This is a genomic window from Psychrobacter immobilis, from assembly GCF_904846185.1.
In the GTDB taxonomy this organism is placed as follows: Bacteria; Pseudomonadota; Gammaproteobacteria; order Pseudomonadales; family Moraxellaceae; genus Psychrobacter; species Psychrobacter immobilis_B.
The window spans coordinates 35,868-61,905 of the sequence record NZ_CAJGZQ010000015.1 but is presented as its reverse complement, the minus strand read 5'-3'; the positions used below and the strand labels follow the sequence as shown (position 1 = coordinate 61,905).

19 protein-coding genes are annotated in these 26,038 nt (G+C 42.7%); 12 read left to right on the top strand and 7 right to left on the bottom strand.

Going from position 1 to position 26,038, the window contains the following annotated elements; translation table 11 throughout:
- Positions 1–351: 351 nt before the first annotated feature.
- The 7 genes from JMW94_RS09445 (at position 352) to JMW94_RS09415 (ending at position 7,573) form a co-directional block, all read left to right on the top strand.
- Positions 352–2,982, top strand: coding sequence for a membrane-bound PQQ-dependent dehydrogenase, glucose/quinate/shikimate family (locus tag JMW94_RS09445; protein ID WP_087815443.1), 2,631 nt, complete (start codon positions 352–354; stop codon positions 2,980–2,982).
- A 257-nt stretch (positions 2,983–3,239) separates the two neighbouring features.
- A complete protein-coding gene (pqqA, locus tag JMW94_RS09440) occupies positions 3,240–3,314 on the top strand; it encodes a pyrroloquinoline quinone precursor peptide PqqA (RefSeq protein WP_082894360.1) in 75 nt (24 codons plus the stop codon).
- Positions 3,315–3,385: 71 nt separating this feature from the next.
- The gene (pqqB, locus tag JMW94_RS09435; protein WP_087815441.1) at positions 3,386–4,297 is read left to right on the top strand and encodes a pyrroloquinoline quinone biosynthesis protein PqqB; all 912 of its coding nucleotides are present in this window, start codon (positions 3,386–3,388) and stop codon (positions 4,295–4,297) included.
- 21 nt (positions 4,298–4,318) lie between these two features.
- Positions 4,319–5,077 (top strand): pyrroloquinoline-quinone synthase PqqC, encoded by a 759-nt coding sequence (gene pqqC / locus JMW94_RS09430; protein WP_087815586.1) that lies wholly within the window; start codon positions 4,319–4,321, stop codon positions 5,075–5,077.
- The gene (gene pqqD / locus JMW94_RS09425) at positions 5,074–5,358 is read left to right on the top strand and encodes a pyrroloquinoline quinone biosynthesis peptide chaperone PqqD (protein ID WP_068407047.1); all 285 of its coding nucleotides are present in this window, start codon (positions 5,074–5,076) and stop codon (positions 5,356–5,358) included. The genes pqqC and pqqD overlap by 4 nt, the downstream gene beginning before the upstream one ends.
- Positions 5,355–6,521, top strand: coding sequence for a pyrroloquinoline quinone biosynthesis protein PqqE (gene pqqE / locus JMW94_RS09420; RefSeq protein ID WP_087815439.1), 1,167 nt, complete (start codon positions 5,355–5,357; stop codon positions 6,519–6,521). The genes pqqD and pqqE overlap by 4 nt, the downstream gene beginning before the upstream one ends.
- A 2-nt stretch (positions 6,522–6,523) precedes the next feature.
- Complete coding sequence (locus tag JMW94_RS09415) at positions 6,524–7,573, top strand: dipeptidase (protein WP_087815437.1); 1,050 nt, start codon at positions 6,524–6,526, stop codon at positions 7,571–7,573.
- A gap of 321 nt (positions 7,574–7,894) precedes the next feature.
- Here the strand turns inward: JMW94_RS09415 and ppc are convergent, their stop codons facing one another.
- The 4 genes from ppc to JMW94_RS09395 all read right to left on the bottom strand — a co-directional run bounded on the left by ppc (position 7,895) and on the right by JMW94_RS09395 (position 15,685).
- Positions 7,895–10,669, bottom strand: a complete 2,775-nt coding sequence (gene ppc, locus JMW94_RS09410; RefSeq protein WP_201604163.1) for a phosphoenolpyruvate carboxylase — start codon at positions 10,667–10,669, stop codon at positions 7,895–7,897.
- Between the two features lie 270 nt (positions 10,670–10,939).
- Positions 10,940–12,082 carry an FMN-dependent L-lactate dehydrogenase LldD gene (gene lldD, locus JMW94_RS09405; RefSeq protein WP_068408375.1) on the bottom strand — a complete coding sequence of 381 codons (1,143 nt, stop codon included), beginning with the start codon at positions 12,080–12,082 and terminating at the stop codon, positions 10,940–10,942.
- Positions 12,083–12,209: 127 nt separating this feature from the next.
- Entirely contained in the window at positions 12,210–13,916 is a 1,707-nt protein-coding gene (gene dld / locus JMW94_RS09400; protein ID WP_068408377.1) for a D-lactate dehydrogenase, read from the bottom strand.
- Positions 13,917–13,981: 65 nt separating this feature from the next.
- The gene (locus JMW94_RS09395; RefSeq protein ID WP_201604161.1) at positions 13,982–15,685 is read right to left on the bottom strand and encodes an L-lactate permease; all 1,704 of its coding nucleotides are present in this window, start codon (positions 15,683–15,685) and stop codon (positions 13,982–13,984) included.
- 294 nt (positions 15,686–15,979) lie between these two features.
- Here JMW94_RS09395 and JMW94_RS09390 point away from each other — a divergent pair, with 294 nt between their 5' ends.
- A complete protein-coding gene (locus JMW94_RS09390; RefSeq protein WP_201604159.1) occupies positions 15,980–16,885 on the top strand; it encodes a LysR family transcriptional regulator in 906 nt (301 codons plus the stop codon).
- Positions 16,886–16,994: 109 nt separating this feature from the next.
- Here JMW94_RS09390 and JMW94_RS09385 read toward each other — a convergent pair whose 3' ends face one another.
- The gene (locus JMW94_RS09385; protein ID WP_087815429.1) at positions 16,995–19,385 is read right to left on the bottom strand and encodes a TonB-dependent receptor; all 2,391 of its coding nucleotides are present in this window, start codon (positions 19,383–19,385) and stop codon (positions 16,995–16,997) included.
- A 563-nt stretch (positions 19,386–19,948) separates the two neighbouring features.
- On the opposite strand from JMW94_RS09385, the gene JMW94_RS15000 reads away from it, so the two are divergent.
- Positions 19,949–20,074, top strand: coding sequence for a hypothetical protein (locus JMW94_RS15000; RefSeq protein ID WP_265088312.1), 126 nt, complete (start codon positions 19,949–19,951; stop codon positions 20,072–20,074).
- Positions 20,075–20,109: 35 nt separating this feature from the next.
- Here JMW94_RS15000 and JMW94_RS09380 read toward each other — a convergent pair whose 3' ends face one another.
- Positions 20,110–20,625, bottom strand: a complete 516-nt coding sequence (locus JMW94_RS09380; RefSeq protein ID WP_087815427.1) for a hypothetical protein — start codon at positions 20,623–20,625, stop codon at positions 20,110–20,112.
- A 340-nt stretch (positions 20,626–20,965) separates the two neighbouring features.
- Positions 20,966–21,922: a hypothetical protein gene (locus JMW94_RS09375; protein WP_201604157.1), complete on the bottom strand. Its 957-nt coding sequence runs from the start codon at positions 21,920–21,922 to the stop codon at positions 20,966–20,968.
- A 239-nt stretch (positions 21,923–22,161) separates the two neighbouring features.
- On the opposite strand from JMW94_RS09375, the gene JMW94_RS09370 reads away from it, so the two are divergent.
- The 3 genes from JMW94_RS09370 (at position 22,162) to prpB (ending at position 26,005) form a co-directional block, all read left to right on the top strand.
- Positions 22,162–23,175: a LysR family transcriptional regulator gene (locus JMW94_RS09370; protein WP_201604155.1), complete on the top strand. Its 1,014-nt coding sequence runs from the start codon at positions 22,162–22,164 to the stop codon at positions 23,173–23,175.
- 286 nt (positions 23,176–23,461) lie between these two features.
- On the top strand, positions 23,462–24,760 hold the full coding sequence (locus JMW94_RS09365; RefSeq protein ID WP_413786192.1) for an NRAMP family divalent metal transporter: 1,299 nt from the start codon (positions 23,462–23,464) through the stop codon (positions 24,758–24,760).
- 354 nt (positions 24,761–25,114) lie between these two features.
- Positions 25,115–26,005, top strand: coding sequence for a methylisocitrate lyase (gene prpB / locus JMW94_RS09360; RefSeq protein ID WP_087815419.1), 891 nt, complete (start codon positions 25,115–25,117; stop codon positions 26,003–26,005).
- The last annotated feature ends 33 nt before the right edge of the window (positions 26,006–26,038 follow it).

The following is a 26,038-nucleotide window of genomic DNA, read 5'->3' as shown; positions in this document are numbered from 1 at the left end:
GGACATCTAAATGGGCTAAAAATGGCTAAATTTTGCCAAACTTCATCAAATAGCTAGGTAATATCCCGATATTAACGGCGCTATTTTCCTTGTTTGACTACAATTTATCTAATCTTTATCACCATTTTTAAAATGCACGCCCTAGTATCTAAAACACTTACCAAACAGTTTTTCCTATCTTACCTTACCTTTACTGATCTTGTGTATAAGTGATAAAATAAAGTCCAAAACGTTATTCGACGTTTGATTTATTTGTTAATTACATAGGTATGTAATGATGGACGCCTAGTTTTAACTGGTCGTCCATCATTGCATGCCAATCTGCTTTTATATAAACAGGTGGTTCCGCTCATGGAAAAATTCATAGCTATTATTATGGCGGTTTTTGCCGCACCTTTGCTTATTGGAGGTACCTACTTACTCTCGTTAGGCGGTAGCGCTTACTATGTTATTGCTGGCATTACGATGCTTGTCACAGCATTCTTGCTATTTAAAAGACATTGGAGCGCCTATGGGCTCTATACTATTTTTATTATAGCGACCCTGGCTTGGGCGCTTTGGGAATCTGGGTTTTATTGGTGGGCACTGGCAACTCGCTTGGGCTTTCCGCTGATATTTGGTTTATTAATGTTATTGCCATGGGTATCTAACAAGATGCAGGGTAATAAAACTCGAGTATCAAAGAGCTCTGATAAAAATTTAGTTGCTAATGGTACATCGAGCTTACATTCCGAAAATCTTATTACAACTCCCTTCAAAGACGCCAAAAATAACTCGAAAAACCCTATTTATTATTGGGGATTGCTGGCTAGTGTGGTTGTGGGCGCACTGATCTCTTTTGGTAGTATGGCTAATAATGCCACCGATAAGTTAGGTGAACTCAATTTAACTGCCAAAGATGGTGCTGATCAAAATTCAACACCTACAAATCTTGGTGTTCCGTTATCAAATGGCGAGCAAACGCCAGAGGGTGAGTGGAGCGCGTATGGTGGTACTGACTATGGGCAGCGCTACTCGCCTCTGACTCAAATCACCACTGATAATGTCAAAGACTTAGAGCTTGCTTGGCAAATTCAAACAGGTGATGTCAAAGGTCCTAATGATATCGGTGAGACCACCTATCAGGCAACTCCTTTAAAGATTGGCAATGCCCTATATATGTGCACTCCACACAACTGGGTATTAGCTTTGGACGCAGACTCTGGTCAAACATTATGGAAGTTTGACCCCAAAGTAGGAAAAAATCTACAACGCCAACATCAAACGTGTCGAGGCGTGTCCTATTATGCAGGTCAAGCTGGTACTGATAGTATTTCTCCAGTTATTAATGATGAGACAAATAGTAATAATGCCATCAATGGCGCAAATACCAATAATGCAGCTGTGACTAACACAACTGTCAAGACCGGCCATACACCAGTTCAGAAAGTAGCTGGTAATACCTTTGAAAACGCGTCTAAGCAATGCGATGCAAAAATATTTATTCCAACTTCCGATGCTAAGTTATATGCACTTGACCCAAATACTGGGCAACGTTGTCAAGATTTTGGTAAAGATGGTGCTTTAGATTTAATGCACAATATGCCATTTAAACAAGCGGGTTATTATTATTCAACGTCGCCTCCGATAGTGGTAGGCAATACGATTGTGGTGGCAGGTGCCGTTAATGATAACTACGACGTCAATTCACCTTCTGGTGTTATTCGTGCGTATGATGTCAATACTGGCGAGCTACTATGGAACTGGGATTCAGGAGATCCTGATAACACAGCGCCTTTCGATGTCAATGATCCAACTCAGATGTACAAAACCAGTTCACCAAACTCATGGGCGATCGCCAGCGCTGATGAAGAACTTGGTTTGGTCTATTTCCCTATGGGCAATCGTGTACCGGATCAATTAGGCAGCTATCGAACCGCAGATGAAGAAAAATATGCGACGTCTGTTGTCGCTTTAGACATTAAAACAGGTAAAGCGCGCTGGGTTCAACAATTTGTTCACCATGATCTTTGGGATATGGACACGCCAGCTCAGCCAAGCTTACTTGACTTAAAAACCAAAGAAGGTGTTCAGCCTGCACTGGTTGTTCCCACCAAACAAGGCGATGTGTATGTATTGAATCGTGCAACAGGCGAGCCAATCGTACCGATCAAAGAACGCGCCGCGCCGCAAGGTTACTTGGTTGCAGGTGAACATGTCGCTCCAACGCAACCTTACTCTGGTTTGAGTTTTGAGCCGCCGATGTTGAAAGAAAAAGACATGTGGGGCGCTAGCCTCATTGATCAGATGATGTGCCGTATTGAGTTTAACCAACTCAATTATGATGGTCGTTATACACCACCATCGACGAATGGCAGTTTGGTCTATCCTGGTAACTTCGGTACCTTTAACTGGGGCGGCCTCGCCGTTGATCCTGAAAATGGCGTAATGTTTGGTATGCCAACTTATTTGGCATTTACATCAAAACTCATTCCTAGAGACAATCTTGGTGAGGGAGAAACCAATACAGGAGAGCAAGGAGTTAATGAAAATAAAGGTGCAGATTACGCGGTAGAGCTGGGACCATTTTTATCACCGTTAGGCATTCCTTGTCAGCAACCACCATGGGGCACAGTAGCGGGTGCTGACCTAGCAACCGGTGAGATTGCCTATCAACGTAGAAACGGTACCGTGCAAGATTTGTCCCCTATTCCATTGAAGTTTGAGCTGGGTGTTCCTGGTATTGGCGGACCCATCATCACAAAAGGAGGCGTAGCATTTTTGTCAGCGGCTACTGAAAACAACTTCCGCGCCTATGATTTAAAAAATGGCGATGTATTGTGGAATGTTCGTATTCCAGCAGGTGGCCAAGCGACGCCTATGACTTATCTAAATTCTAAAGGTGAGCAGATGGTCGTATTGGTAGCTGGTGGACATGGTTCAGTTGGTACTACTATTGGGGATTATGTTATGGCTTATAAACTTGCTGACAAAGCCAAGTAACATCATACCTGTTTAATGAAGCGGTAATGATTTGATTCATTGCCGTTTTATTACTAAGGCATATATCCAATTTACCTTACAATGAACAGTGGTATATGCCAAGATAAGTATAGTTTGATTACTACTGTTAGACTGCGTAACTAAAATGTTTTCCGTCTTTTTACAGATTTGACAGCAGGGGCTAGATTAGAATACCATTAAAGATTCTTTTTACTAATCTTACTTATTAGCTAGTGAGATCTTTCCGGAGTAATCCTATGCAATGGACTAAACCAGCTTTTCAAGATATCCGTATCGGTTTCGAAGTCACTATGTATTTTGAAGCGCGTTAAAATTTACTAGACTTAAATACATTAAAAGCCCTAGATGATTAGGGCTTTTATTTTTTTGGAAATATTGATTTATGTATATTCACGTTTTAGGCTCAGCGGCTGGTGGTGGTTTTCCACAGTGGAATTGCAATTGCTATAATTGTCATGGTGTTCGTCAAGGCACAATTGAAGCAAAGACCCGCACCCAGTCTTCGATAGCCATATCAGAGAATGGCATAGATTGGATTTTATTCAACGCGTCACCTGATATTCGTCAGCAATTATTTGAATTTAAGGCGGCACAGCCAGCACGTAACCTGAGAGATACAGGCATCACGAATGTGGTTTTGATGGACAGTCAGCTTGACCATACGACTGGGCTATTGACCCTGCGAGAAGGGTGTCCGATTCCTGTTTGGTGTACTGAGATGGTCTACCAAGATCTCACGACAGGGTTTCCTATTTTCAATATGTTGAAACACTGGAATGGTGGCCTGCAATATCACCAAATTGATCCGAAACAGACCTTTAATATTGAAGGTTTTAGCAATTTAGAATTGACGCCTTTGGTGATTAGAAGCTCGGCACCACCCTACTCGCCACATCGTAATAACCCCCATGATGGCGATAATATTGCGCTGATTGTAAAAGACTTAAAAACGCAAAAACAACTCTTTTATGCGCCAGGCCTAGGCAAGATTGACGATGAGGTTATGCAGATTATGCAAGCTTCTGATTGCGTCATGATTGACGGCACGCTATGGACCGACAATGAGATGCAAGAATGTGGCGTCGGTACTAAAACGGGTCAAGATATGGGTCATTTACACATTAGTGGTGAAGATGGCTCGCTACATTATTTAGATCAACTCGAAAATTCCCGCAAAATATTAATTCATATCAATAACACCAATCCGATATTGAATGAAGACTCTGAACAAGCTGCTGAATTAAAAAGACACGGTGTTGAAGTGGCTTTTGATGGTATGCAGCTTGAACTGTAAGGCGAAGATAATATGAACAGCATGCAAGAAGAGAAGACCGCCCTTAGCGTAGAGGCGTTTGAACAAGCGATTTTGGCTAAAGGTCAGTATTACCATATTTACCACCCTTTTCATATCATGATGCATGAAGGACAAGCGACCCAACAGCAGATTCAAGCGTGGGTCGCCAACAGATTCTATTATCAAATCAATATTCCCTTGAAAGATGCGGCAATCATGGCGAATTGCCCCGATCAGCGGGTGCGTCAAGAGTGGATTCAGCGCATGATTGATCAAGATGGCGTGTATCCTGATGGTGGCGGTCGTGAAGCATGGTTGAGTCTGGCAGAAGCGGTTGGTCTTAGCCGCGAACAAGTGATTTCTGAAGAATTGGTGTTGCCGGGTGTACGTTTTGCAGTCGATGCTTATGTAAATTTTGCGCGTCGTACCTCATGGCGAGAAGCAGCCAGCAGCTCACTGACAGAGCTTTTTGCCCCGCAGATTCATCAATCGCGCTTAGAGTCTTGGCCAAAACATTATCCTTGGATTAAAGAGCAAGGTTATACCTATTTTCGCTCGCGCTTAAGTCAGGCCCGCCGCGATGTTGAGCATGGCCTAACCATTACGCTCGACTCATTCAAAACAGTTGAACAACAAGAGCGTATGTTAGAGATTCTACAATTTAAACTGGATATTTTGTGGACCATTTTGGATTCTTTGAGCTTGGCCTATGTCCATAATCAAGCCCCTTACCAAAGCGTCACTGATGATAATGTCTGGCATAAAGGATTGTTCAAATGAGTTTACCTGAACTAGATCATTCTATCGTCCCAGTATGGCGTCATGGTTATCGCTTTCAGTTTGAGCCTGCACAGAACGCTTATGTGTTGCTGTATCCTGAAGGGATGATCAAATTAAATGAGAGTGCCAGCATCATCGGTCAACACATTGATGGTCAAGCGTCCATTGCTGATATTATTAAAAAGGTGAAGGCTATGTTTGGTGATATACCTGAAATCGAGCAAGACATTATCGAATATATGTTGGTGGCTCAACGTGAACATTGGATTGATTTAGTATGACTGCACCCGTCGGACTGCCGCTATGGTTACTCGCTGAGTTGACCTATCGTTGCCCCTTACAATGCCCGTATTGCTCCAATCCCATTGACTATGCTCAGTACAAAGAAGAGCTGACGACAAAGGAATGGTTTGATGTGTTTGATCAGGCGCGGCAAATGGGCGCGGTGCAGCTTGGGTTTTCTGGCGGTGAGCCACTGGTGCGTCAAGACTTAGAAGAAATGGTCGCTTATGCGCACAAGCAAGGTTTTTATACCAACCTCATCACCTCAGGTATGGGACTTACTGAAGCTAGAATCGCGAGTCTAAAAGAAGCAGGCCTTCAGCATATCCAAATCAGTTTTCAAGCCAGTGATCCATCGGTAAACAATCTCTTGGCAGGTTCGAAACATGCTTTTGAGCAAAAGTATGAGATGTCACGTCTGGTCAAACAATACGACTATCCGATGGTGCTTAACTTTGTGATTCATCGGCAAAACATTGATCAGATTGACCAGATTATTGATCTGTGTTTAGAGCTGGAAGCGGATACGGTCGAGCTGGCTATTTGTCAGTTTTATGGTTGGGCTTTTGAAAACATAGAGGGTTTGCTACCAACCAAAGCGCAAGTAGTCAGTGCAGAACGCATTACCAATGAATATCGTGAAAAAATTGAAGAACGTGGTATCAAATGCAAACTTATTTTCGTAGTGCCTGACTATTATGAAGAACGTCCGAAACCTTGTATGGATGGTTGGGGCAAGATTTTCTTAACAGTAGCACCTGATGGCACAGCGCTACCTTGCCATGCTGCCAGACAAATGCCAATACAGTTCCCTAACGTACGCGATACCCAGCTGTCAGATATCTGGTATGAGTCTGCGAGTTTTAACCAGTTTCGCGGTGACGATTGGATGCCCGACATCTGCCAAAGCTGCCCAGATAAAGAGCGGGATTACGGTGGCTGTCGTTGCCAAGCGTTTATGCTGACTGGAGATGCAAAAAACGCCGATCCTGTGTGTGGCAAATCACCTTATCATTATCTGATCGAGGAAGCGCGTATCAATAGCGAGACGCCTGTACCTTTTGAGGAATTACGTTTTCGTAACCCTAAAAACTCTAAGCGGCTAAGTAACAAACAGCTGAATGAAGAACAACTGATACCTACTCGTACGGTAACGGATTGAATATGAACGCTCAACCTGTAATATTTGATGGACATAATGATCTGTTAACTCGCCTGTGGCTGAGTTCAGCTGTCGATCCTGTGCACGATTTCATTTATGGCACGTTACCGGGACATTTGGATTTACAACGTTGTCAGAAAGCGGGATGGATGGGCGGATTATTTTCTATTTTCCTGCCGCCCTACGCTTATGTGAAAAACAACCATCCTGACAAGTTAGCCAATCCATCACATTCAGACTTCACTCCGCAAGAAATCGTCGATATCTGCTGTGCGCAATTAGCACTTGCACAGCAATTACAGGCAAGATCTGATGGTCAAATCCAGATTTGTACTTCATTAGAACAAATCCAAGCTTGTCAGCAGAATAAGCAACTGGCCATCGTTTTGCATTTGGAAGGTGCTGAGTTTTTGGCTATACAGCCTGAACTGCTGGATGTGTTTTATGATGCAGGTCTTAGAAGTATAGGGCCACTCTGGAATAGAAAAAGCCTCTTTGGTGATGGCTTAAATGCCTCCTTTCCTCATTCTCCCGATACAGGATCTGGTCTCACGGATCAAGGTAAAGACCTCATTCTAAAGTGTCGTGAAAAACATATGCTAATCGATGTGTCGCATATGAATGAGCGTGCTTTTTGGGATACGTTAGAGATTATTGATCAGCCCATTGTCGCGACACACTCTAATGCACACGCGTTATGTCAGCAAGCAAGGAATTTGACTGACCAGCAACTGGCTGCCATTAAACAAAGCGGTGGTATGGTTGGGGTGAACTTTGATGTTGCATTTCTTCGTGCTGACGGTCAACGCAACACGCAAACTTCAGTTGATGTGATTGTCGATCATCTTGATTATCTAGTTGACCATTTAGGCGAAGATCACGTCGGTTTTGGCTCTGATTTTGATGGTTGTCTATTGCCAGATGAGTTATCTGATATCAGTCAAATCTCTATGCTGATTGAGCACATGCAACAACGACATTTCTCCGATCCACTCATTGAAAAGATTACGTCAAAGAATTGGTTCACTGTGCTGGATAGGATATGGCAGTGATAATCGAGCTTTTTGAGAGGCAATATTTTTTTCTAACATCTTGTCTCAATTGCTGCCTAATTAATAGACTGTAGTGGCATAATCAAGCATCTGTTTCACCAAGTTACATACGGGTCGTCTCGATAGCTGGTAGCTGACTGACCCCTACCGTCAAATCCGTATAAAAAAATTCGGGAGATTTTAGTTAGGGAGCCTGACGATAGAAACCCACCCACATCTAAATTAGTTGACCCTTACACCTTTTCAACCTTCTTAATTTAATTAAAGGAAGTCAATGTATTTAGGTCATAAGTTAGATATCTGAACGTAATTCTCTATTAATTAACCCGTATTGCGTAGACCCGCTGCCAAAGCATTGATACTACGGATTAATGGATCTTCAACAGCAAGATCATCGTCATTATCTGTAGCGTCTTTTTGTCTGGCACGTTTTAGCAACTCGATTTGGATGTAATTAATCGGATCTAAATAAGCATTTCGCCATTGCAGTGATGCGGCAAGGTTTTGCTGATGCGCCAATAACGATGTTTGGTTAAGCAAAGAGTTCAAACCTGAGAAGGTTAGATGATGCTCATCGATTACCGCTTGCATAATCTTTTCACGTAATCCCTCATCTTCACATAACTGGCTATAAGCCTGAGCAATGCTCATCTCAGATTTGGTAAACGCCATTTCAATATTGCTAATAAATACGTTAAAAAATGGCCAGCAACTGTTCATCTCCCTCATTAAAGCTTCGTCTTGTTTAACGCTATGAAGAGCACTACCTACGCCATACCAAGCTGGTAGGGTAAAGCGCGCTAAAGACCAACCAAATACCCAAGGAATCGCCCGCAAGGTTGTCTTACTTGGCAGACCTTTGTTGCGGTGCGCTGGGCGTGAGCCGATATTTAATAAAGAGATTTCCTGCACTGGCGTCACTTGTGAATAGAACTGATAAAACCCTTCGGTATGGTCAGTAAGCGTACGATAACTTTGTTCACCCGCATCGGCTAGACGCGCAAAGAGTGCTTCATAATTTGGTAGTTCAGGCGGTTGCACCACAAATCTTGTTGAGCACGCTTTAAGCGTACCAGTGATGCCCATGGTAAGCTCAAATACAGCAGTATCGGTGTTGGCATATTTGGCATAAAGGACTTCGCCCTGCTCGGTGACTTTAATTTCTCCATGCAGTGTCCCTGCGGGCTGAGCGGCAATTGCATTATGCGTTGAGCCACCGCCACGACTGACAGAGCCACCGCGCCCATGAAACAGGCGTGTTTTGATGCCATATTCAGCAGCGATACGATTGATGGTTTGCTGCGCGCTATAAAGCTGCCATGCAGACGTAATAATACCGCCATCTTTTGATGAATCTGAATAACCTAGCATGATTTCTTGAGTATTATCTGAGTGTTGTAGCAACCTTCGGTATAGCGGATTGTCCAACACGGCAGGTAAGATCTTATCGATATTTTTAAGATCTTCGATGGTTTCAAACAAGGGTGCGACGGGTAAGTCAGCAGACAGCTGACCTGCACCATCAACCCTGCACAAGCCTGCAAAACGCATCAGTAGTAAGACTTCTAATAATTGACTGGCATTGTTGGTCATCGAAATCACATAACTGCCGAAAGTATCTTGCCCGACCAGCTTACGTAATGTGGCCACTGAGTTCATCAAGGCTAATTGTTCACGGGTTTTATCCGTTAAATTATCGGTATAGATGAGCGGTGTACCAGGCTTTGCAAGTAAACGCGTCAACCACTCTTGGCGCTCGGTTTCACCCAGCGTTTGATAGTCTGGTAAGTTCGAGGCATTGGCGAAAATATCGGCGATCACTTCGCTATGATAAGACGATTCTTGGCGAATATCGAGCGCTGCTAGATGAAAGCCGCAGGTTTTGACCAGACGAATCGTATCGAGTAATAGCCCTTCGCCATGAGCCTTGTCATGAGTATTGACACTTTTTCGAATGATGCGTAAATCTTCTAACAACTCTTGCGGGTTGGCGTAAGCATCTTTTTCAGCCTCGCTATCACTACCTTTGCTTTGAATATGGCTATTAGTCGATTTTATTTTGGCAAGAATAATCGATAACAGTCTTCGGTACGGCTCATTGTTGTAATCGTCAGTATTGTAATCAAAGACTCGTCTGTCGAGCTCACGATAACTTTCAATTTTTGTATACACGTCAGGTTCGATAGCGACAATTGTATCGCTGTGAATCAGTTCACGACGCAATTTTTTGATTAATACTTGGTAATGGCGCAAAACGGCATCGGCATGCATCAGCACTGCCATTTCTGTGGTGTCATGAGTGACAAAGGGATTGCCATCTCTGTCGCCACCGATCCAAGAGCCAAAGCTCATGAACGCAGGTAATGGATAATCTGTTAACTCTGGATAGATATCAACAATGGCGTCTTTAATATTGCGATAAACCTTGGGAATGGCGTTGAATAAACTGGCATTGAAATAGTGTAAACCATTATTGATCTCGTCATAGACTAAAGGTTTACGCGTCCGTACTTCATCAGATGAGCATAATAAATCAATGGTTTGCGCCGTTTGTTCTTTCGCTTGCTCATAGGCGAAACTGTTTTCAGGAAGATTATTCAAAGCATCGCTATGCTTGAATAAACTCTGCAATAGATTCATCGTCGTACGGCGACGCGCTTCAGTCGGATGGGCGGTGAATACTGGGATAAATTTTAGTTGCTCAATCAGCTCTTGCATTTGGGCGGGTTCAATATTGCGCTCACGACATTCAAGCAGCGTACGCCGAAACGAGCCTTCCCAGCTATGTTCCGATTGCATACGCAAGGCTTGACGTTGTTCTCGTAAGTAATTTTCTTCACTGAGATTGGCTAAGAAGAAATAGATAGAAAAGCTGCGGATGACATTTTTTAAGGTTTGGTTGTCTAACGAGGCAATAAAGTCGATGAGTTGTTGCTGGTTCGCTGCGTTAGGCGCCCGGCGTTGCTGGATAAAACCTTGGCGTAGGGTTTCAATCGTGTTGAGTGTTTGTTCGCCCGTTTGCCGAGAAATCGCCTCTCCTAGAAATGAGCCTAATAAGCTGATGCGTTCACGTAGTACGTCGTTATCAATAGTCATCCTTGATCTCCTGATCAAATTCATTCAAATATAGTCGTGCGGTCTTAAATGTAGGTTTTCTATGGTGTAAGCCATTTAACCTGTTTATGTGGATCTCGAAGCTCTCGCTTCTCATCAGCCAAGACGTTGTCAGCTTTATGTATTAATCATTTATTTTTTGGTGATACTGGGTCAGCCATTCCTGTAATGGTATATCTGTCTATCCCTAGTCAGCCAACAATATTATGAGTTTCATTATTACGATTGATGGCTAAACTAACGGCTTCAAGTTTAATTCTCCAGCTTTACTAAACAGTCAGAATTAATATCAGCAATCGTTTTGGCACCAGTCAAGGTCATTGCGACGCGTATTTCTTTATCTAGCAGTTCTAACAAATTGCTTACCCCTGCACCGCCATCCGCTGCTAAAGCATAAATAAAAGCGCGCCCTAGCATGCAAATATCAGCGCCCAAAGCCAACATACGCACAATATCTAAGCCATTACGTATACCAGAGTCGGCTAAAATTTTAATCTCTCCTTTAACTGCATCGGCAATAGGAGGCAGAGCACGTGCACTGGATAAAACACCGTCCAGCTGTCGCCCACCATGATTCGATACGACTATGCCGTCGGCTCCAAAACGCACCGCATCTTTGGCATCTTCTGGGTCCAAAATACCTTTGATGACCATAGGCCCATCCCAGTACTCGCGAATCCAATCTAAATCTTTCCAAGAAATAGAGGGGTCAAAGTTATTACCTAGCCAGCCTATATAGTCTTCCAATCCTGTTGGCTTACCTAAATAAGTAGAGATATTGCCCAGATCGTGCGGACGGCCATTTAGCCCTACATCCCATGCCCATTGCGGATGCGTCATAGACTGTAAGTAACGGCGCATAGCAGCATTTTTACCGCTCATACCAGAGTGCATATCTCGGTAGCGTGCCCCTGGTACTGGCATATCTACCGTAAAAACCAAGGTCGAACACCCCGCCGCTTTGGCACGCTCCAAGGCATTTTTCATAAAACCTCGGTCCTTTAATACATAAAGCTGAAACCACATCGGACGGTTAATTTTAGGCGCTACTTCTTCAATCGGACAAACCGAAACTGTCGACATGGTAAACGGAATGCCTTTTTGATCGGCTGCCATAGCGGCCTGCACTTCTCCGCGGCGGGCATACATACCTGTCAGACCCACGGGTGACAACGCGACAGGCATAGACAGAGTTTCATTAAATAACTGCGTCTCGAGACTAAGCAGTGACATATCATTTAGTACACGTTGTCTAAGGGCAATTTTCGATAAATCTTCAACATTATGTTTTAAGGTATATTCCTCATAAGCACCGCCATCTATATAATGAAATAGAAATGGTGGCAGTCGGCGCTTGGCAGCAGCCCTGTAGTCGTTTGGAGATGAAATAATCATACGCTTGCCCTTATTCTGTTAAATATCTATGTAATATTTTTGAATCTCTAATTATTTATTGATTAGTGCTAAACGATGGATGCAATTGGCTTATTTTTGAAGCGGCAAGCTCAACCCACACTCACTATTACACACAGCACGAGCAGTTACGTTTGGTTTTCGACATTTTACCGATGCCGGGATTAAAGCTATTGGTTGGGTCTAGGCTTTTATAGAAATTCTGCAAATCAGGCTCTGCTTCGTATAGATGCCCTACATTATGCTCAGCAGGATATTTGGCTCCGCGTGCGCTCAATAGCTCTAACATCATCTTTTTAACAAGGTGTGCATCACTGCCCTTCTTCAAAATATAATCTTGATGAAACACATAGCAAAAGAAGTGTCCGTAATACAGCTTCATCTCTAAGTGTTTTTCAATTTCTTCAGGTAGGGTTTCAAGCCATTCTAATTCATTACGCGGTATGGCAATATCTAATGCCAATATCTCACCAACTTCTTTTTCATGTATGATTTCATAGCGTAATGCGGCACCGGCTGCCGCAAAACGATTTAAAAGCGCGCTTTCTGACTCTTCCTGGCTACATTCAAAATAGTTACCCGTGTCTGAAGCAGCAAAGAAGGTCTTCAGAAAATCCTGCGCCTCTGCTATCCCTTCATCACTCATTTTTAAGATTAGGTGATGCTCATATTGTTCACGATACTCAATCATGCGCTTCGGTAAATGCTTTGGAAATAGAGTAGCGATGAACTGCATGACTTTGTCAGTAAAATGCTTTGGCATCCATGACCACTTATGAAATTTAGCGTCAATAGCGCCTTTGATAGAAAACAATCTAGGTAAGGCATCTGTGCCGAGATGCTTAATACTTAGGAACGTGTCTTTACCGTATTTAGCGGAGACATCAAATATATCACGATGCATATACTCGCCCACTTCAGGGATATTGTCGAAGCTTGATAGTATCTGCCTTCTGAGCTGTGCAAGCTCACTCACACTGTTAGTGCCTATGTAAAAGGTTTTCTCTTTTGCCGCTATTGGATAAGTGTCAAGACGTACTGCAAACACCGCAAGCTTGCCAGCGCAGCCACTGGCTTCATACAGTCTGCGCTTGTCCGCATTAAAGCGACTGGGCGTGCTTGCATCAACGTCTTTTACTCTGGCGATGTACTCTTTGTCAGATGCGAGCTTGCCACTATCAGGTAATTCTCTTTTATCAAAATTACCATTTTGCAAATTAGTCAGTATTTCTTCTGGCGTATCACCTAGCTCTACGTCTAGATGATTAACCAATACCAGCTGTCCTTGTTCGTTTATTTGGGCAAACAACGCAAGCTCGGTATAGGCAGGCCCTCTTTTGACCAAAGCCCCACCAGAGTTATTAGATATACCGCCAATAATAGACGCGCCTAACGTCGAGGAACCGATGACGGAATGAGGCGCTCTATTGACAGCATTAAGCTGACTTTGTAGCTGATGCAATGTCGCACCAGGCAAGCTGATCACTTGCTCGTTGTCATTCACCAAATACAACTGGTTCATTGCAAGCGTATTAATCACCACAACTGGTCTATCGTAGTCATTACCGCTCGGTGTTGAGCCTTCAGTCAGACCTGTCTTAGCCGCTTGCATGATAATGATGCAGTCGCCTTCAACGCATACTTCTAGGCTACGCCAAATCTCCAGCAGTGTTTGCGGAAATAAAACGGCTAAGGCACTGCCACCACCAGAGCGCCACCCCATTCTATAGTGCTCATTTTTCTCTGGATCAGCCTGTACATTACTAGCACCCAGTAATTGTGTTAGCTTGTCTAGTACTTGATCAGGACTAAGCATGCCTTGAGAATCGCGATTTGACGAAGATATATGATGCTCCTTATCTTGTGATTGTGTGTCATTCATCATGCTAAGGGCCCTTGAAAACCAAAAATGTAAATGGCGGCCATGACGATGATGCCACAGAACAACACATAATATAGGGTAGGTAAAATAGTACGACGAAGCGTCGAGCCCTCCATACCAAGTAAACCCACCGTAGCTGATGCCGCCACTACATTGTGTATGGCAATCATATTACCGGCTGCCGCACCAACAGCCTGAGCCGCTATGATTAAAGAGGGTGAAATATTTAAGCTCATCGCCGCTTCATACTGAAATTGACTGAACATCATGTTAGATACGGTATTAGAACCCGCGATAAAGGCTCCTAACGCTCCAATGGTTGGACCAATCAATGGAAAAACATTGCCAAAAGTACCTGAAAACAACTCTGCACTGGCGACTGGCATACTCGCCACATCTGATAAGTTTATGCCGGAATTGATAAAAATTCTAACCATTGGAATCGTAAAGATAAGTACAAAACCTGCCCCTAGTACAGTTTTGCCTGATTCTTTAAAGGCACTGTTTAATGCGCTGACGGACTTTCTAGTTTGAAAAGCGGCGGCAACCAAAGCACTAATTAGTAACAAGCCACCTGGTAAGTATAAAGGACTAAAACTGGCACTGATATCTGTCTCACCTAAAATCGAGGTTAGGTCTACTGCCACACTGTTAAGTAAAGACTGAAAGCCTGTAAATACTCTTGAAAACACCAGTAAAAGGGCAACCAGTAAATAAGGGAACCACGCCATAAGGGTGGACATCTTCTTATCACTCAAGGTCAGCGTAATATCTTCTTTACTGACCACTAACTTACCAAGCCATTCACTCGGCCAGTTTTTTTGCGGTTCAAAATCCCATGTGGTTTTTGGCACCAAAAACCCTCTTTTAGCAGCATTAACAACAATAGTAATACTGACCAAGCCACCGACCAGTGACGGAAACTCTGGCCCTAAAAAAACACCGGTTATCATATAAGGGATTGTAAATGCCAAGCCTGCAAAAATCGCAAACGGCCAAATAGCGAAGCCTTCTTTCCAGCTTTTATTCTCACCAAAAAAGCGGGTGAGCATCATCACCATAAACAGGGGCATAAACGTACCAATGACACCGTGAATAATGGCGACTTGACTGGTAATCAGTTGTAAAAATTCGCCCCACTGTACTCCTTCTTGTGCCAGTTGAGCGCTAATGGCAGCTTTATCTAACCCATCATTTACCCCTATCACAATAGGCGTACCGACCGCACCAAATGATACAGGTGTACTTTGTATCATCATTCCCATCAACACTGCACCCAGCGCCGGAAATCCTACTGCCACCAGCAAAGGCGCTGCAATAGCGGCAGCTGTACCAAAACCAGAGGCACCCTCAAGAAAGCAGCCAAAGCACCATGCAATAATAATGGCTTGCACACGCCTATCTGGCGATACATTGGTAAACCCAGCACGGATAACGGCGATTGCACCAGTATGTTTTAATGTATTCAACAAAAAAATAGCACCAAAGACTATCCACAATACCGAAACCGTAATGACCAAACCCTGAATAATAGATGATGACACTCGGTTAAGCGTCATATCCCATATAAAAATGGCAAGCGCAGCGGTAACCACTAAAATTATTGGCATTGTTTTTTTAGCTGACCATTGCAAACCTATCAGAAAAATACCACAGAGAACGATTGGCAGTAATGCCAAAAGCCCATATATTGTTTGATTCAAAATTACATCCTTTTGATTGTGTGATCTTCCCTGAACCAAGTCATCGAAGCCTTTATTTTGACGAATCTATGATGACTAAGTTGTATTAAATATTCACAAATAGGGACTGCTTATTTACTAAAGCTGTCTTGTAGACAAAGCCGAGCACGACTTGCGACAGTTTATGTCCCAATGTTAAAAACGCCCTGGAATAGTCTACGCCTTGTTAATTCATTGATATATTGCATCAATGGACAATGTTATTTTCCTTTTTTGCTATAATTAGAAACACATTACTGCAATTGGAGAACAAGTGTGACCAAAGCTGACGACATGATTTTATTCGTTCAAGTTGTTGAAGAAGGGTCATTTTCTAGAGTCGCTGAAAAATTATCATTGACGAACTCAGTAGTGAGCAAGCGCATTGCGAGATTAGAAGAGAACTTAAATACACAACTGCTTTATAGAACCACTAGAAAGTTGAGCTTAACCGATGCAGGCAGGGCGCTTTATAACAAAGCTAAAATTGCTAAATCCGCCTTTCAAGAAGCTGAAAATGCTGTCACGGGTTACGGCGAAGATATGAAAGGCCATATACGTATAACTATGCCTGTGGTCTCTGCGAATTTTATATTTAGCGAATCTATTGCCGAATTCTGTAAACAACACCCTGAAGTATCAGTAGAGTTACAAATTACCAATCGATTGGTTGACTTGATAGAGGAAGGATTTGATTTGGCACTAAGGACCGCTGTGCTTGAAGATTCTTCACTCATTGCAAGGCGCCTTATAGATAGCCAGTGGATTATATGCGCGACTCCAGCCTATTTAAAGCAACATGGTACGCCTCAAACTCCTGAACAGTTACAGAATCATGAGTGCTTAGTTTACAAGTTTGATAATACGGCTAACAGTACATGGCCGCTATATATAGACGGCAAAGAGCAATTAATATCTGTCCATGGTCGGTTTCATAGCAATCATCTGAGTGCAATTAAACAAGCCGCGCTTAGCGATTTAGGTATCGCTTTTTTACCACAAGTGTTGATCTATGAGGAGATACAGAAAAATACACTCACGCAGATTTTACAATGTTTTACCAGCAAGAAGCTTGGCCTATATGCGGTTTATCCTAAGGCCAGACAACCGGATCAAAAGTTAAAACTGCTCGTTGCACATTTACGAGACTCATTACATCAAAAACAGGCTTACTACTACTAAGTAATAAGCCTGTTTTTGATGTATATAAAAAAACTAATAAAGCGGTCTTAAAATTAAAGAGATAGTGAAGAGTTTTTTATGGGCAATAAAAACTGGTCTGATATTATTTTTAATAATCCACAGTGTAGCTCAACCCGTAAGTTGTACCCGATGCAGGCAAACGATTCAAATCGCCATAGGTTGTTTGATGATAGACCGTTAGATAATCCTTATTGAGTAAGTTATAAATCCCATAGTCTACTCGACCTACCGGCATTTTGACTTGTCCTAATACATCAAGTGTCATATAACCTGTGACTGGTAATGCACTAGAATCAGGATCTTTTTGTTGATCCTTAAAGGCTTTATTATCACCGCCAATTGCTAATGCTTGTAGACGTACATTGCTGCCTTCATCGAAGTTATATTGTGTAAATGCCGTGCCTTTAAGGGGTGTCAAGCGTACGGCATCAAGCTCCAACCAATCACCATCTTTATCATACTGACCACGAGTATAGGCAACACTGCCACCCAATTGCCATTGATCATCAATATCATGGCTGAGCGAACCTTCTATTCCGTAGACGCGCTCATCAGTATCGACCACTTCTACCGTATAGTCATTGGTAAAGCGTACCGTTTTATCTGATTTATTATAAAAACCGCTCAATCGTGCAGCAGTATTGCCATGCTTGCCCTGCCAGCCCAACTCGTAATTGTCGATTGCGATAGGTTGTACATTGTCTGAGTTGACGACAAAGCCTGCCCGTACATCACGTAGCGCACGCTGAATGTCAGCAGTGGTAAAGCCTTGTGAAAAATTGGCAAATACTTGGTCATTTGGGGTTAATTGATAGCTGGTACCGATATTAAATAGGGTTTTATCGTGGTCTGTATTGCCCTTTTCCACTTGACCAGCCTGATAGTCAATGCCATAAGCATCGCTGACACCACTGATGCGAGGATCATTAAAATACTCTTCGAGCAATTGCTCATAAATGGGCGTGAAAGTAGCCGTTTCTGCTTTCAATTTTTGATAGCGCACGCCAGCACTGGTATGCCATTTATCAGTGATATCTATATCGGCATTGACAAAAGCGCCCCATTTATCAATGGTGGTATCTGGTCCACCATTATAAGATAGTCCGTTGGTTTGAGCGCTCAAACCATTACTAGCAAGAAACGTGTTTAAGTCTTGCCCTTCATAGGTTTGCTCACTTTTTTCGCGTTCAAAATCAGCCCCATAGCTAAACAGTGTCTTTTTACCCGCAATTTCACTATCCGTTTGCATAGCGGCACGCAAACCCATCACCTCAATATCTGCTTCTGATTGAGTGACGAATGTTGCTGCGCTCAACAGCTTACCTAGCGTGTCTTTATCAGTCAGACCATTGGCAGCCCAAACTTCAGCTGCTTGGTCTGCTGCACTTTTCCCAGAAGGGTAAAAACGGCCTTTTTCGTCTCGATAGTACCCTGTGACGCTCAAATTTGAGCCTGCAATATCATCATTATTATAGTTAAGGTTCACTGATGTTTTGGTGGTATAAGGCTCGTTTTCTACTTCAGCGCCATCAATCGCTTTTAAAGATGGTGGTAATTTTTTCGGTTTTAATAATACTTGTAAATTTTTACCATAATCTGGACCATAGTCAGTATCCTGCTCATCATTATAGTAAGTCACTGCCAAATCAAGACGTTGGCTGTCAGTGAGCTCTATACCCAAGCTACCGTTAATACTTAGCGACTCGGTATCTTGTTGGTCAGTTTGATTGACGTCTGGACTGATGCGATTATCGTGGCTATCGAATTTGCCGCCCTTACGATCATAATCCACATCTAGGCGACCATAGACTCGCTCACCGCCATAACCCAATGTTTGCCCCACATGATAACCTAATGAATCTGAGTCAAAATTACGACTGCTACTGACGCCGACTCTGGTTTGCCTGATAGAGCCATAACCTACCATAGATTTTGTGACGAGATTAATCAGACCACCAGCCGCGCCAGCCCCATAAATACTGGTCGCACCAGAGAGCACCTCTACCCGCTCAAGCTGCGCAGGGTCGATACTGTTTAGCTCGCGTGAAAGGCTGCGTGAGCCACTCAATGGCACACCATTCAGCAAAAACTGCACGGGACGGCCATGCATGGTAGTGCCATAGTTACTGGTTGAGCCGCTGCTTGCCCCCAAACTTGGGATCAGCTGAGCCAATATATCTCCAGTAGTACGATTGCCTGTCGCCTGCATTTGTAGCTCATTTTCGGTAATTACCTGTGTGACGGCGGGCATCTCACTAATTTTTTGTGCCAGAGCCGTTCCTGTCCTTGCTTTAGCAGTGACCGTAATGGTATCTAAAGTCACGTTTGGTAACTCACTTGAGGCGGCGTTGACAGCTAAGTCTTCTGAAAGAATCGTATTTGAAGCGATGTCCATAGCACTGACATTGTTTTGTGCATATAGTTGCTGGCTGATACAAAGGGTAAGAAAGGATAGAGCAACTTGATGGTGGCGTTTCATATTCACTTCACTTAATTGGAGGATCAAAGAGTGGTAAACGTTATATTTAGCTAATAATGCTGTGTGTACTAACTTTGTGAACAATATTGTAAATGATAATCATTTTTGTTTCTATAATTATTTACAATATCGAAAACCCCTAGTGCTTCCGAAAAAATACTACTCCAGCGTCACTCAAGATTTGATATCTAAGCGGTATCCATAATTCAATTAATAGCTTTCTATATGGCTCAACACTGATATATTATTCATATCACCCAAGCGCCTGAACAAGGCTTCTTAGAGCATATGATGGCTTTGGTACGATAGAAGATGCCAAACGTACCAGAACGCCAAATGAGATTGAACTGACTATATTGCCGTCCTCTCAAAAGGCAAACTCATTGCTATTTTTATTTCAGTGGCTTTGTTAGTTTGCTTAATTTCGACAACGATTAGCGTAGTAGTCATGAGCTGGATGCTCAAGCTAAGGTGATTGTGATCTTGGGACGAGCGGTGGAAGCTGCTGGCGACATTGTGATCTTGGGACGAGCGGTGGAAGCTGCTGGCGACGTCGATGTACTATGGATTTAGAACAACAATTACCAGAAGTGGCACGCCGTGGTAGTACGCTACTGCTGGTTGCAGATGGTCAGCAGATATTAAGTGTCATTGAAATTAAAAATATGGTTAAGTCCACTATCAATTAGCATTAACCAAAGTGACTGTTAGCCTATAAACTTGATTATTTTTCCTCACGGTATAAGATATTTTTTGCTTCTACTCTAAAATCTTCATGACTAATGGCAGGCTCAATGCTAGCTGTATTTAGGTTCACACGTGAGACAGACGCTTCTGCCTCACGATATAAGATATTCTGTGCTTCCTGTCTAAAATCACCATAACTAATAGCATTCTTGGCTTGAGCATGCTTAGCTTCAACATTAGCCTGATTGTGATTATTTTTAACTTTTGCTAGCTGTGAACTATCTGCTGCCGTCTCGTTGATTTGATGAGTAGCTACCGTAACAGGTACATGAACACTTACCATGGATGTTTGAGGGATTGTTGAAAAAAAACGAGCCGACACGAATATAGTCGTTAACAACAAGACGCCCACTATGGCAAACCATTTTACATGACTCAGCAAACTGCCTTTTGCTAGCTTTGCGGTGTCGGTTGCTAATAGTGGCTCGTTATTAGAATTACTGGATAAGCCAACACTTTTATTGATATCATTTTTATTGTCTGAGATAGTCATAATTCAATACCGAGTCAATCCATGTTATGAACGGCCTATCACCGTATCCTTGATCTTAGGATACGGGCTCTCGGGTATGTTGCAATGATTTTTGGTATGAGCGATAGAATTGACTGATAAGCGGCTTGAAAGCACTATTATTGTATGGCTAGTTGCTGATGAGCAATTTGAAAAATGGTGATAAAAATGAGATGAATTGCAGTCTAATAAGCAAAATAGCACAGGTTATCTCGAGGTATTAAGCAGATATTTAACACTGCTTGGCAAAATTCAGTCCATTTGAATTGAGAATATGCCTTAGATTAAATGACTAGTTGAAATGATGAATGTCCAACAGACCCTAATCATTGGTCTCACGATACAAGGTACTTTGGGATTCTTCTCTAAAGTCATCATAAGTGATGGCTGCCTCAGCTGCTGGCATGGTCGATGGGGCTTCAGTAGTCTCTACCCCATTAGGATTAGTGTCTGGATTCTCAGTGGGGAATTCCTCTGGTTGCGATATCACTGTCGATTTGTCTATCGCGCCTGTATCAGCAGAAGGTTGGTTGTCATCGGTTACTACTGCTTTGCCAGTGCTAACAGCTGGTGCTGCATCTGTCGTTGTTGTTTTCGTCTCTGCACTATCAGGTGCAATCGTTTTCGTTGAGGTCGATAGAACACCGGTGAAAATCAGTGTTGCTACAATAATAGCAATCAATAATGAGCCAAATATCATGCCAATAATAAGCGGTTTTTTGCTACTTACTTGCTTTTCCTTTGATTTTACTAATTGTTTAACAGTGGCATTGTCATTTACAGTCTCGTTATCATTAGATAGTTGTTCGTTTCTAACTTTTTCAGCTGCTAATCTTTCTGAATCTTGACGTTTTAAATCATCAGCATTCGCGCTGTCAGCGATATATAAAGAAGATTTATCGTTACTTGCATCAGAATCTAAAGAGTTGTCAGTATTAGCTAGCGGTGCATGATTTGTCGAAAAACCCTCGTCTTTATCGTCATCAGAAAAATCTACATGAATACCTGTGCTCACGCTTTCTTGCTCTAAATTAGCAAATAATTCTAGCTCTGTGGCGCTTAATGGCTCATACGATGAAAGATGGTTGGTATTCTTTAGTGGTTTTAATGCATTTTCTTTGAAAGCAGGGTTATCCTCATTACTATCAACATTTTCGACACGCGTGATGAAACGCTCGTAGATATTATCTTTACGCATACGCTTACGTGGCTTAGTATTAGCAATTTTGGCTAAATTTGCCTCTAACTGCTCATTAGGGCTATTTTTTTTGTCGCTCATGAAGTAATACCAAACCAGTTTTTACCGCGAAAAAGTAGATAACAGCTAGAATTAAGAATAAAGTTTTTATTGTTTGCTAAATTGTAACACTAACGTTAATAAACAATATAGTAGCTCGCCTCGTTCGCTTCAAGCATAATTTGTCGCTTACTGCTCTTATTCGGATAAAATAATCAAAATAGCCAAGAGAAGATAAGCCACAAGCAACGGTGACATCATAAACAAGTGAGCATAAAGATATGGATTTAAAACAGCTCAACGCTTTTATTGCTATCGCAGATTCACGGAGCTTTAGTGCCGCAGCGACTAAAACTGGATTGTCACAACCAAGCTTGAGTCGTCTGCTTAAACAGCTTGAAACGGATATGGGTGTGGAATTGGTCGATCGCTACCATAGACCGCTACATCTGACCGAAGCTGGTACATTCTTTTACGACAAAATCAGCGCCATATTGACAGAGATTGATACCGTCACCAGCATGACGCAGCGGCTATCTACGCCCAGTAGCATGCTGAATATTGGCTTTGTCCCATCCGTGCTTTATGGATTGCTTCCTGAAATTATTGCCATGCTAAAGCAATCCAGCCCCGATATCGAAGTCAATCTCAAAGACATCAGCTCATATCAACAAATAGAGGCGCTCAAATCTGGTGAGATAGACATCGGATTTGGGCGTTTCCCCCATCAAGATCCATGGATTCAGCAAATACTACTGCGTCATGAACGTTATGTCGTCGCCTTACCAAAAGCCCATCCTTTGGCGCATATAAAGGAGCAGCGATTGATAGACTTAGCAAACAATCGACTGATTCTCTACCATCAAACCCATTTACCGATAGCGACGACCGTAAGATCAACCAGCGCAAAGCTGGATAGTAATACAAAATCCAGACGCACAAGCGCTGAGCAATCCACACTTAGTGCGCCTATTACTGAACCTTTACTACACTTATTCGCACAATACGGTATTTCGCCTTTTATGACTACGACGGTGAGTGACTTGCAAGTAGCGCTAGGCTTGGTGGCGGCTGGCGAAGGCATTACCCTTGTGCCTGCTAGCCTAAAGACCGTGCGTACCGACCAAATCAGTTATCAACGTTTAGTACACGAAAACGTCACCTCCCCTATTTATCTACATACACTCAAAGATTTCGTTCATCCCAGCATTTCTGATTTACTGAGCGCCACCTATCAGGTATATGAGCAGCGCGGCATCACTTATCGGCAGCAAAAATTTGTGTCACAGCCTTAAATTATCAGATATTGGATGGATATTGTGTTATAAAGAACCGCTAAAAAATAATCAGCCTTAATACTTGATATTATCAACTGATTATGCTAACTAAAAAGAATGGCAATGCAAACAAATAGTAATAACAACTAGAATAATCATTCTCCTGACTGGCTTCGGTGTGCTAAAGTCGATACAAGATGAATCGTTTTATATTTAAGCAGTTTATAAAGCGCTTCTCTCATGATCATTGGCAAGCTGACACAGGTAAGTGATAATTTGCCGTTTTAACCATTTAGAGGTATTCATGACCACACAACCACTCAATAACCCACGCACCAACCCAAATGCCACTGACGATACTGCGACCTCGCCGCAAGAAGGCTTTAGCTGGCGCATCTTTGGTCCCGGTATTTTGATGGCAACCGCTGCTATCGGTGGCTCACATTTGATTTCATCGACGCAGGCTGGCGCTATATATGGCTGGCAACTGGCCATTATGATTATTTTAGCCAACGTTTTTAAGTATCCATTTTTTCGCTTTGCAACCGACTACGTCTATGACACTGGCGAGAGTTTAATTGCAGGCTATGCCAAACGCTCAAAAGTATATCTGTGGGTATATTTTATACTCTCTATCCTATCAGCTGTCATTAGTACGGGCGCAGTCTCATTAATAGCAGCGGTTATCTTAGGCTTTATGCTACCCGCCTCTCTTGGTCTTTCGACGATGGCGCTGTCATTAATTATCGTGGCGGTTTCTTGGTTCTTTTTAATTGCGGGTCACTATAAGCTGCTCGATGGTGTGACCAAATGGATTATGATTGCCTTGACGACTGCGACCGTTGCTGCTGTCATCATTGCTGCTGGCAAGCCGACAGTCATGGCTGCTGACTTTGTTGCCGCCTCTCCTTGGAATTTAGCAACTTTAGGTTTCATCGTAGCACTCATGGGCTGGATGCCAGCACCGCTTGAGTTTGCCGCCATTACCTCGATGTGGACATCTGCCAAAGTCAAAGCCGATCACACCACCCATCGCCAAGGTTTGCTTGATTTTAACGTCGGTTACGCCGTCTCAGCAATTTTAGCCTTATTTTTCTTGTCATTAGGCGTGTTTGTACAGTATGGTTCAGGACAAGAAATTGAGCTGGTTGGTGGCGCTTATATCAATCAGTTGATCAACATGTATACCGCAACCATCGGTGAATGGTCACGTCTATTGGTCGCTTTCGTCGCCTTTATGTGTATGTTCGGCACGACGATCACCTGTGCAGACGGTTATGGCCGCGCCAACGCTGAGTGCTGGCGTCTAATAAAAGGAGAAAGCGAAATCAACAAAAAGCAAATCGCTTTTTGGACGACCTATGCTATCGGTGGTGGGTTGATGATTATAACTTTCTTTACTGGACAATTAGGTACTATGCTTAAGTTTGCCATGATATCAGCATTTGTCTCAGCGCCTATCTTCGGCTGGTTGAATTATTCACTGGTGAAAAACCATAAAAAACTGTCTTTTGGCATGAATGCACTCTCTATCGCGGGACTCATCTTCTTAACGGGTTTTGCGCTGTTATTTGTAGCCAATCTTGCTGGACTATTTGGCTAGATATCGGTTTTAAAAATATCTATTTATATCATAAAAGCCCTTTTAGCTTAGCTATTAGGGCTTTTTGGTAAGCTAAAACCATGAATCGATAAAAATAAGCGCAACCGCTATTGTAAATAAATGTAAATCATGGGCTATACGTGTCTTTGCAAATTCAGCAATATGAATAATAGCTTAAGCAAACCATTACTTTATAGATAATGCTATTCATATGGTGAATAATATTAATTTTAATAAACTATTTATTTAAATTATTTAAATTATTGTGCTCAAACAATGCTTTGCACTCACTGATTATTGAGTATAATCGAACACAATAACGATAATACTATCTCTCTATGCAAGGACACTCACATGACTCTATCATCTGCTGGCGCACGCTTTCGCAGTGCCCTCACTCAAAAAAATGATAACAACCAGCCACTACAAATTGCAGGTGCTATCAATGCCTATACTGCAATGATGGCAACCCAAGTCGGTCACCAAGCGTTATATCTCTCTGGTGCTGGTGTGGCAAATGCCTCATTTGGTCTTCCTGATTTGGGTATGACTAGCCTTGATAATGTGCTAGAAGATGCACGCCGTATCACTGACGCAGTTGATACGCCGTTATTAGTCGATATCGACACTGGTTTTGGTGGTGCGTTTAACATCGCCCAGACCATCAGAAAAATGGAAAAAGCGGGCGTGGCAGCGGTACATATCGAAGACCAAGTGGCGCAAAAGCGCTGTGGTCATCGCCCAAATAAAGAAATCGTCAGTATTTCAGAAATGGTTGATCGCTTAAAAGCGGCATTGGATGCCAAAACGGATCCTGATTTTGTGGTCATGGCACGTACAGATGCGCTATCGGTAGAAGGCTTAGACGCTGCTGTCGAGCGCGCCGTTGCCTTCCAAGAAGCAGGCGCAGACATGATTTTTGCCGAGGCGTTAACCGATATCGAAATGTATCGTAAGTTCACTGACGTATTGGATATCCCAGTACTCGCCAACATGACAGAGTTTGGTCAGACCGACCTTTACACCACTGATCAACTGTATAGCGTGGGTGTAGAGATGGTGTTGTACCCGCTATCAGCATTCCGTGCGATGAACAAAGCGGCATTAAACGTTTATCAGCATCTATTGACTGATGGCACCCAAGAAAAAGTTGTTGATACCATGCAAACCCGCATGGAGCTGTATGATTTCTTAAATTATCATGAGTTTGAGCAGACGCTAGACAAGCTATTTGCTAATAAGTAGTTAGGCATTCTTCATTGGCAATACTGAAAAGAT

Coding starts and splice junctions, on each gene's coding strand:
- pqqB (WP_087815441.1), top strand. CDS start 3,386: ATGTATATTCACGTTTTAGGCTCAGCGGCTGGTGGTGGTTTTCCACAG.
- dld (WP_068408377.1), bottom strand. CDS start 13,916: ATGCTTAGTCCTGATCAAGTACTAGACAAGCTAACACAATTACTGGGT.
- JMW94_RS15000 (WP_265088312.1), top strand. CDS start 19,949: ATGGATTTAGAACAACAATTACCAGAAGTGGCACGCCGTGGTAGTACG.
- JMW94_RS09375 (WP_201604157.1), bottom strand. CDS start 21,922: ATGAGCGACAAAAAAAATAGCCCTAATGAGCAGTTAGAGGCAAATTTA.
- prpB (WP_087815419.1), top strand. CDS start 25,115: ATGACTCTATCATCTGCTGGCGCACGCTTTCGCAGTGCCCTCACTCAA.
- lldD (WP_068408375.1), bottom strand. CDS start 12,082: ATGATTATTTCATCTCCAAACGACTACAGGGCTGCTGCCAAGCGCCGA.
- pqqE (WP_087815439.1), top strand. CDS start 5,355: ATGACTGCACCCGTCGGACTGCCGCTATGGTTACTCGCTGAGTTGACC.
- JMW94_RS09380 (WP_087815427.1), bottom strand. CDS start 20,625: ATGACTATCTCAGACAATAAAAATGATATCAATAAAAGTGTTGGCTTA.
- pqqD (WP_068407047.1), top strand. CDS start 5,074: ATGAGTTTACCTGAACTAGATCATTCTATCGTCCCAGTATGGCGTCAT.
- JMW94_RS09365 (WP_413786192.1), top strand. CDS start 23,462: ATGACCACACAACCACTCAATAACCCACGCACCAACCCAAATGCCACT.
- ppc (WP_201604163.1), bottom strand. CDS start 10,669: ATGACTATTGATAACGACGTACTACGTGAACGCATCAGCTTATTAGGC.
- JMW94_RS09415 (WP_087815437.1), top strand. CDS start 6,524: ATGAACGCTCAACCTGTAATATTTGATGGACATAATGATCTGTTAACT.
- pqqC (WP_087815586.1), top strand. CDS start 4,319: ATGCAAGAAGAGAAGACCGCCCTTAGCGTAGAGGCGTTTGAACAAGCG.
- JMW94_RS09370 (WP_201604155.1), top strand. CDS start 22,162: ATGGATTTAAAACAGCTCAACGCTTTTATTGCTATCGCAGATTCACGG.
- JMW94_RS09385 (WP_087815429.1), bottom strand. CDS start 19,385: ATGAAACGCCACCATCAAGTTGCTCTATCCTTTCTTACCCTTTGTATC.
- JMW94_RS09445 (WP_087815443.1), top strand. CDS start 352: ATGGAAAAATTCATAGCTATTATTATGGCGGTTTTTGCCGCACCTTTG.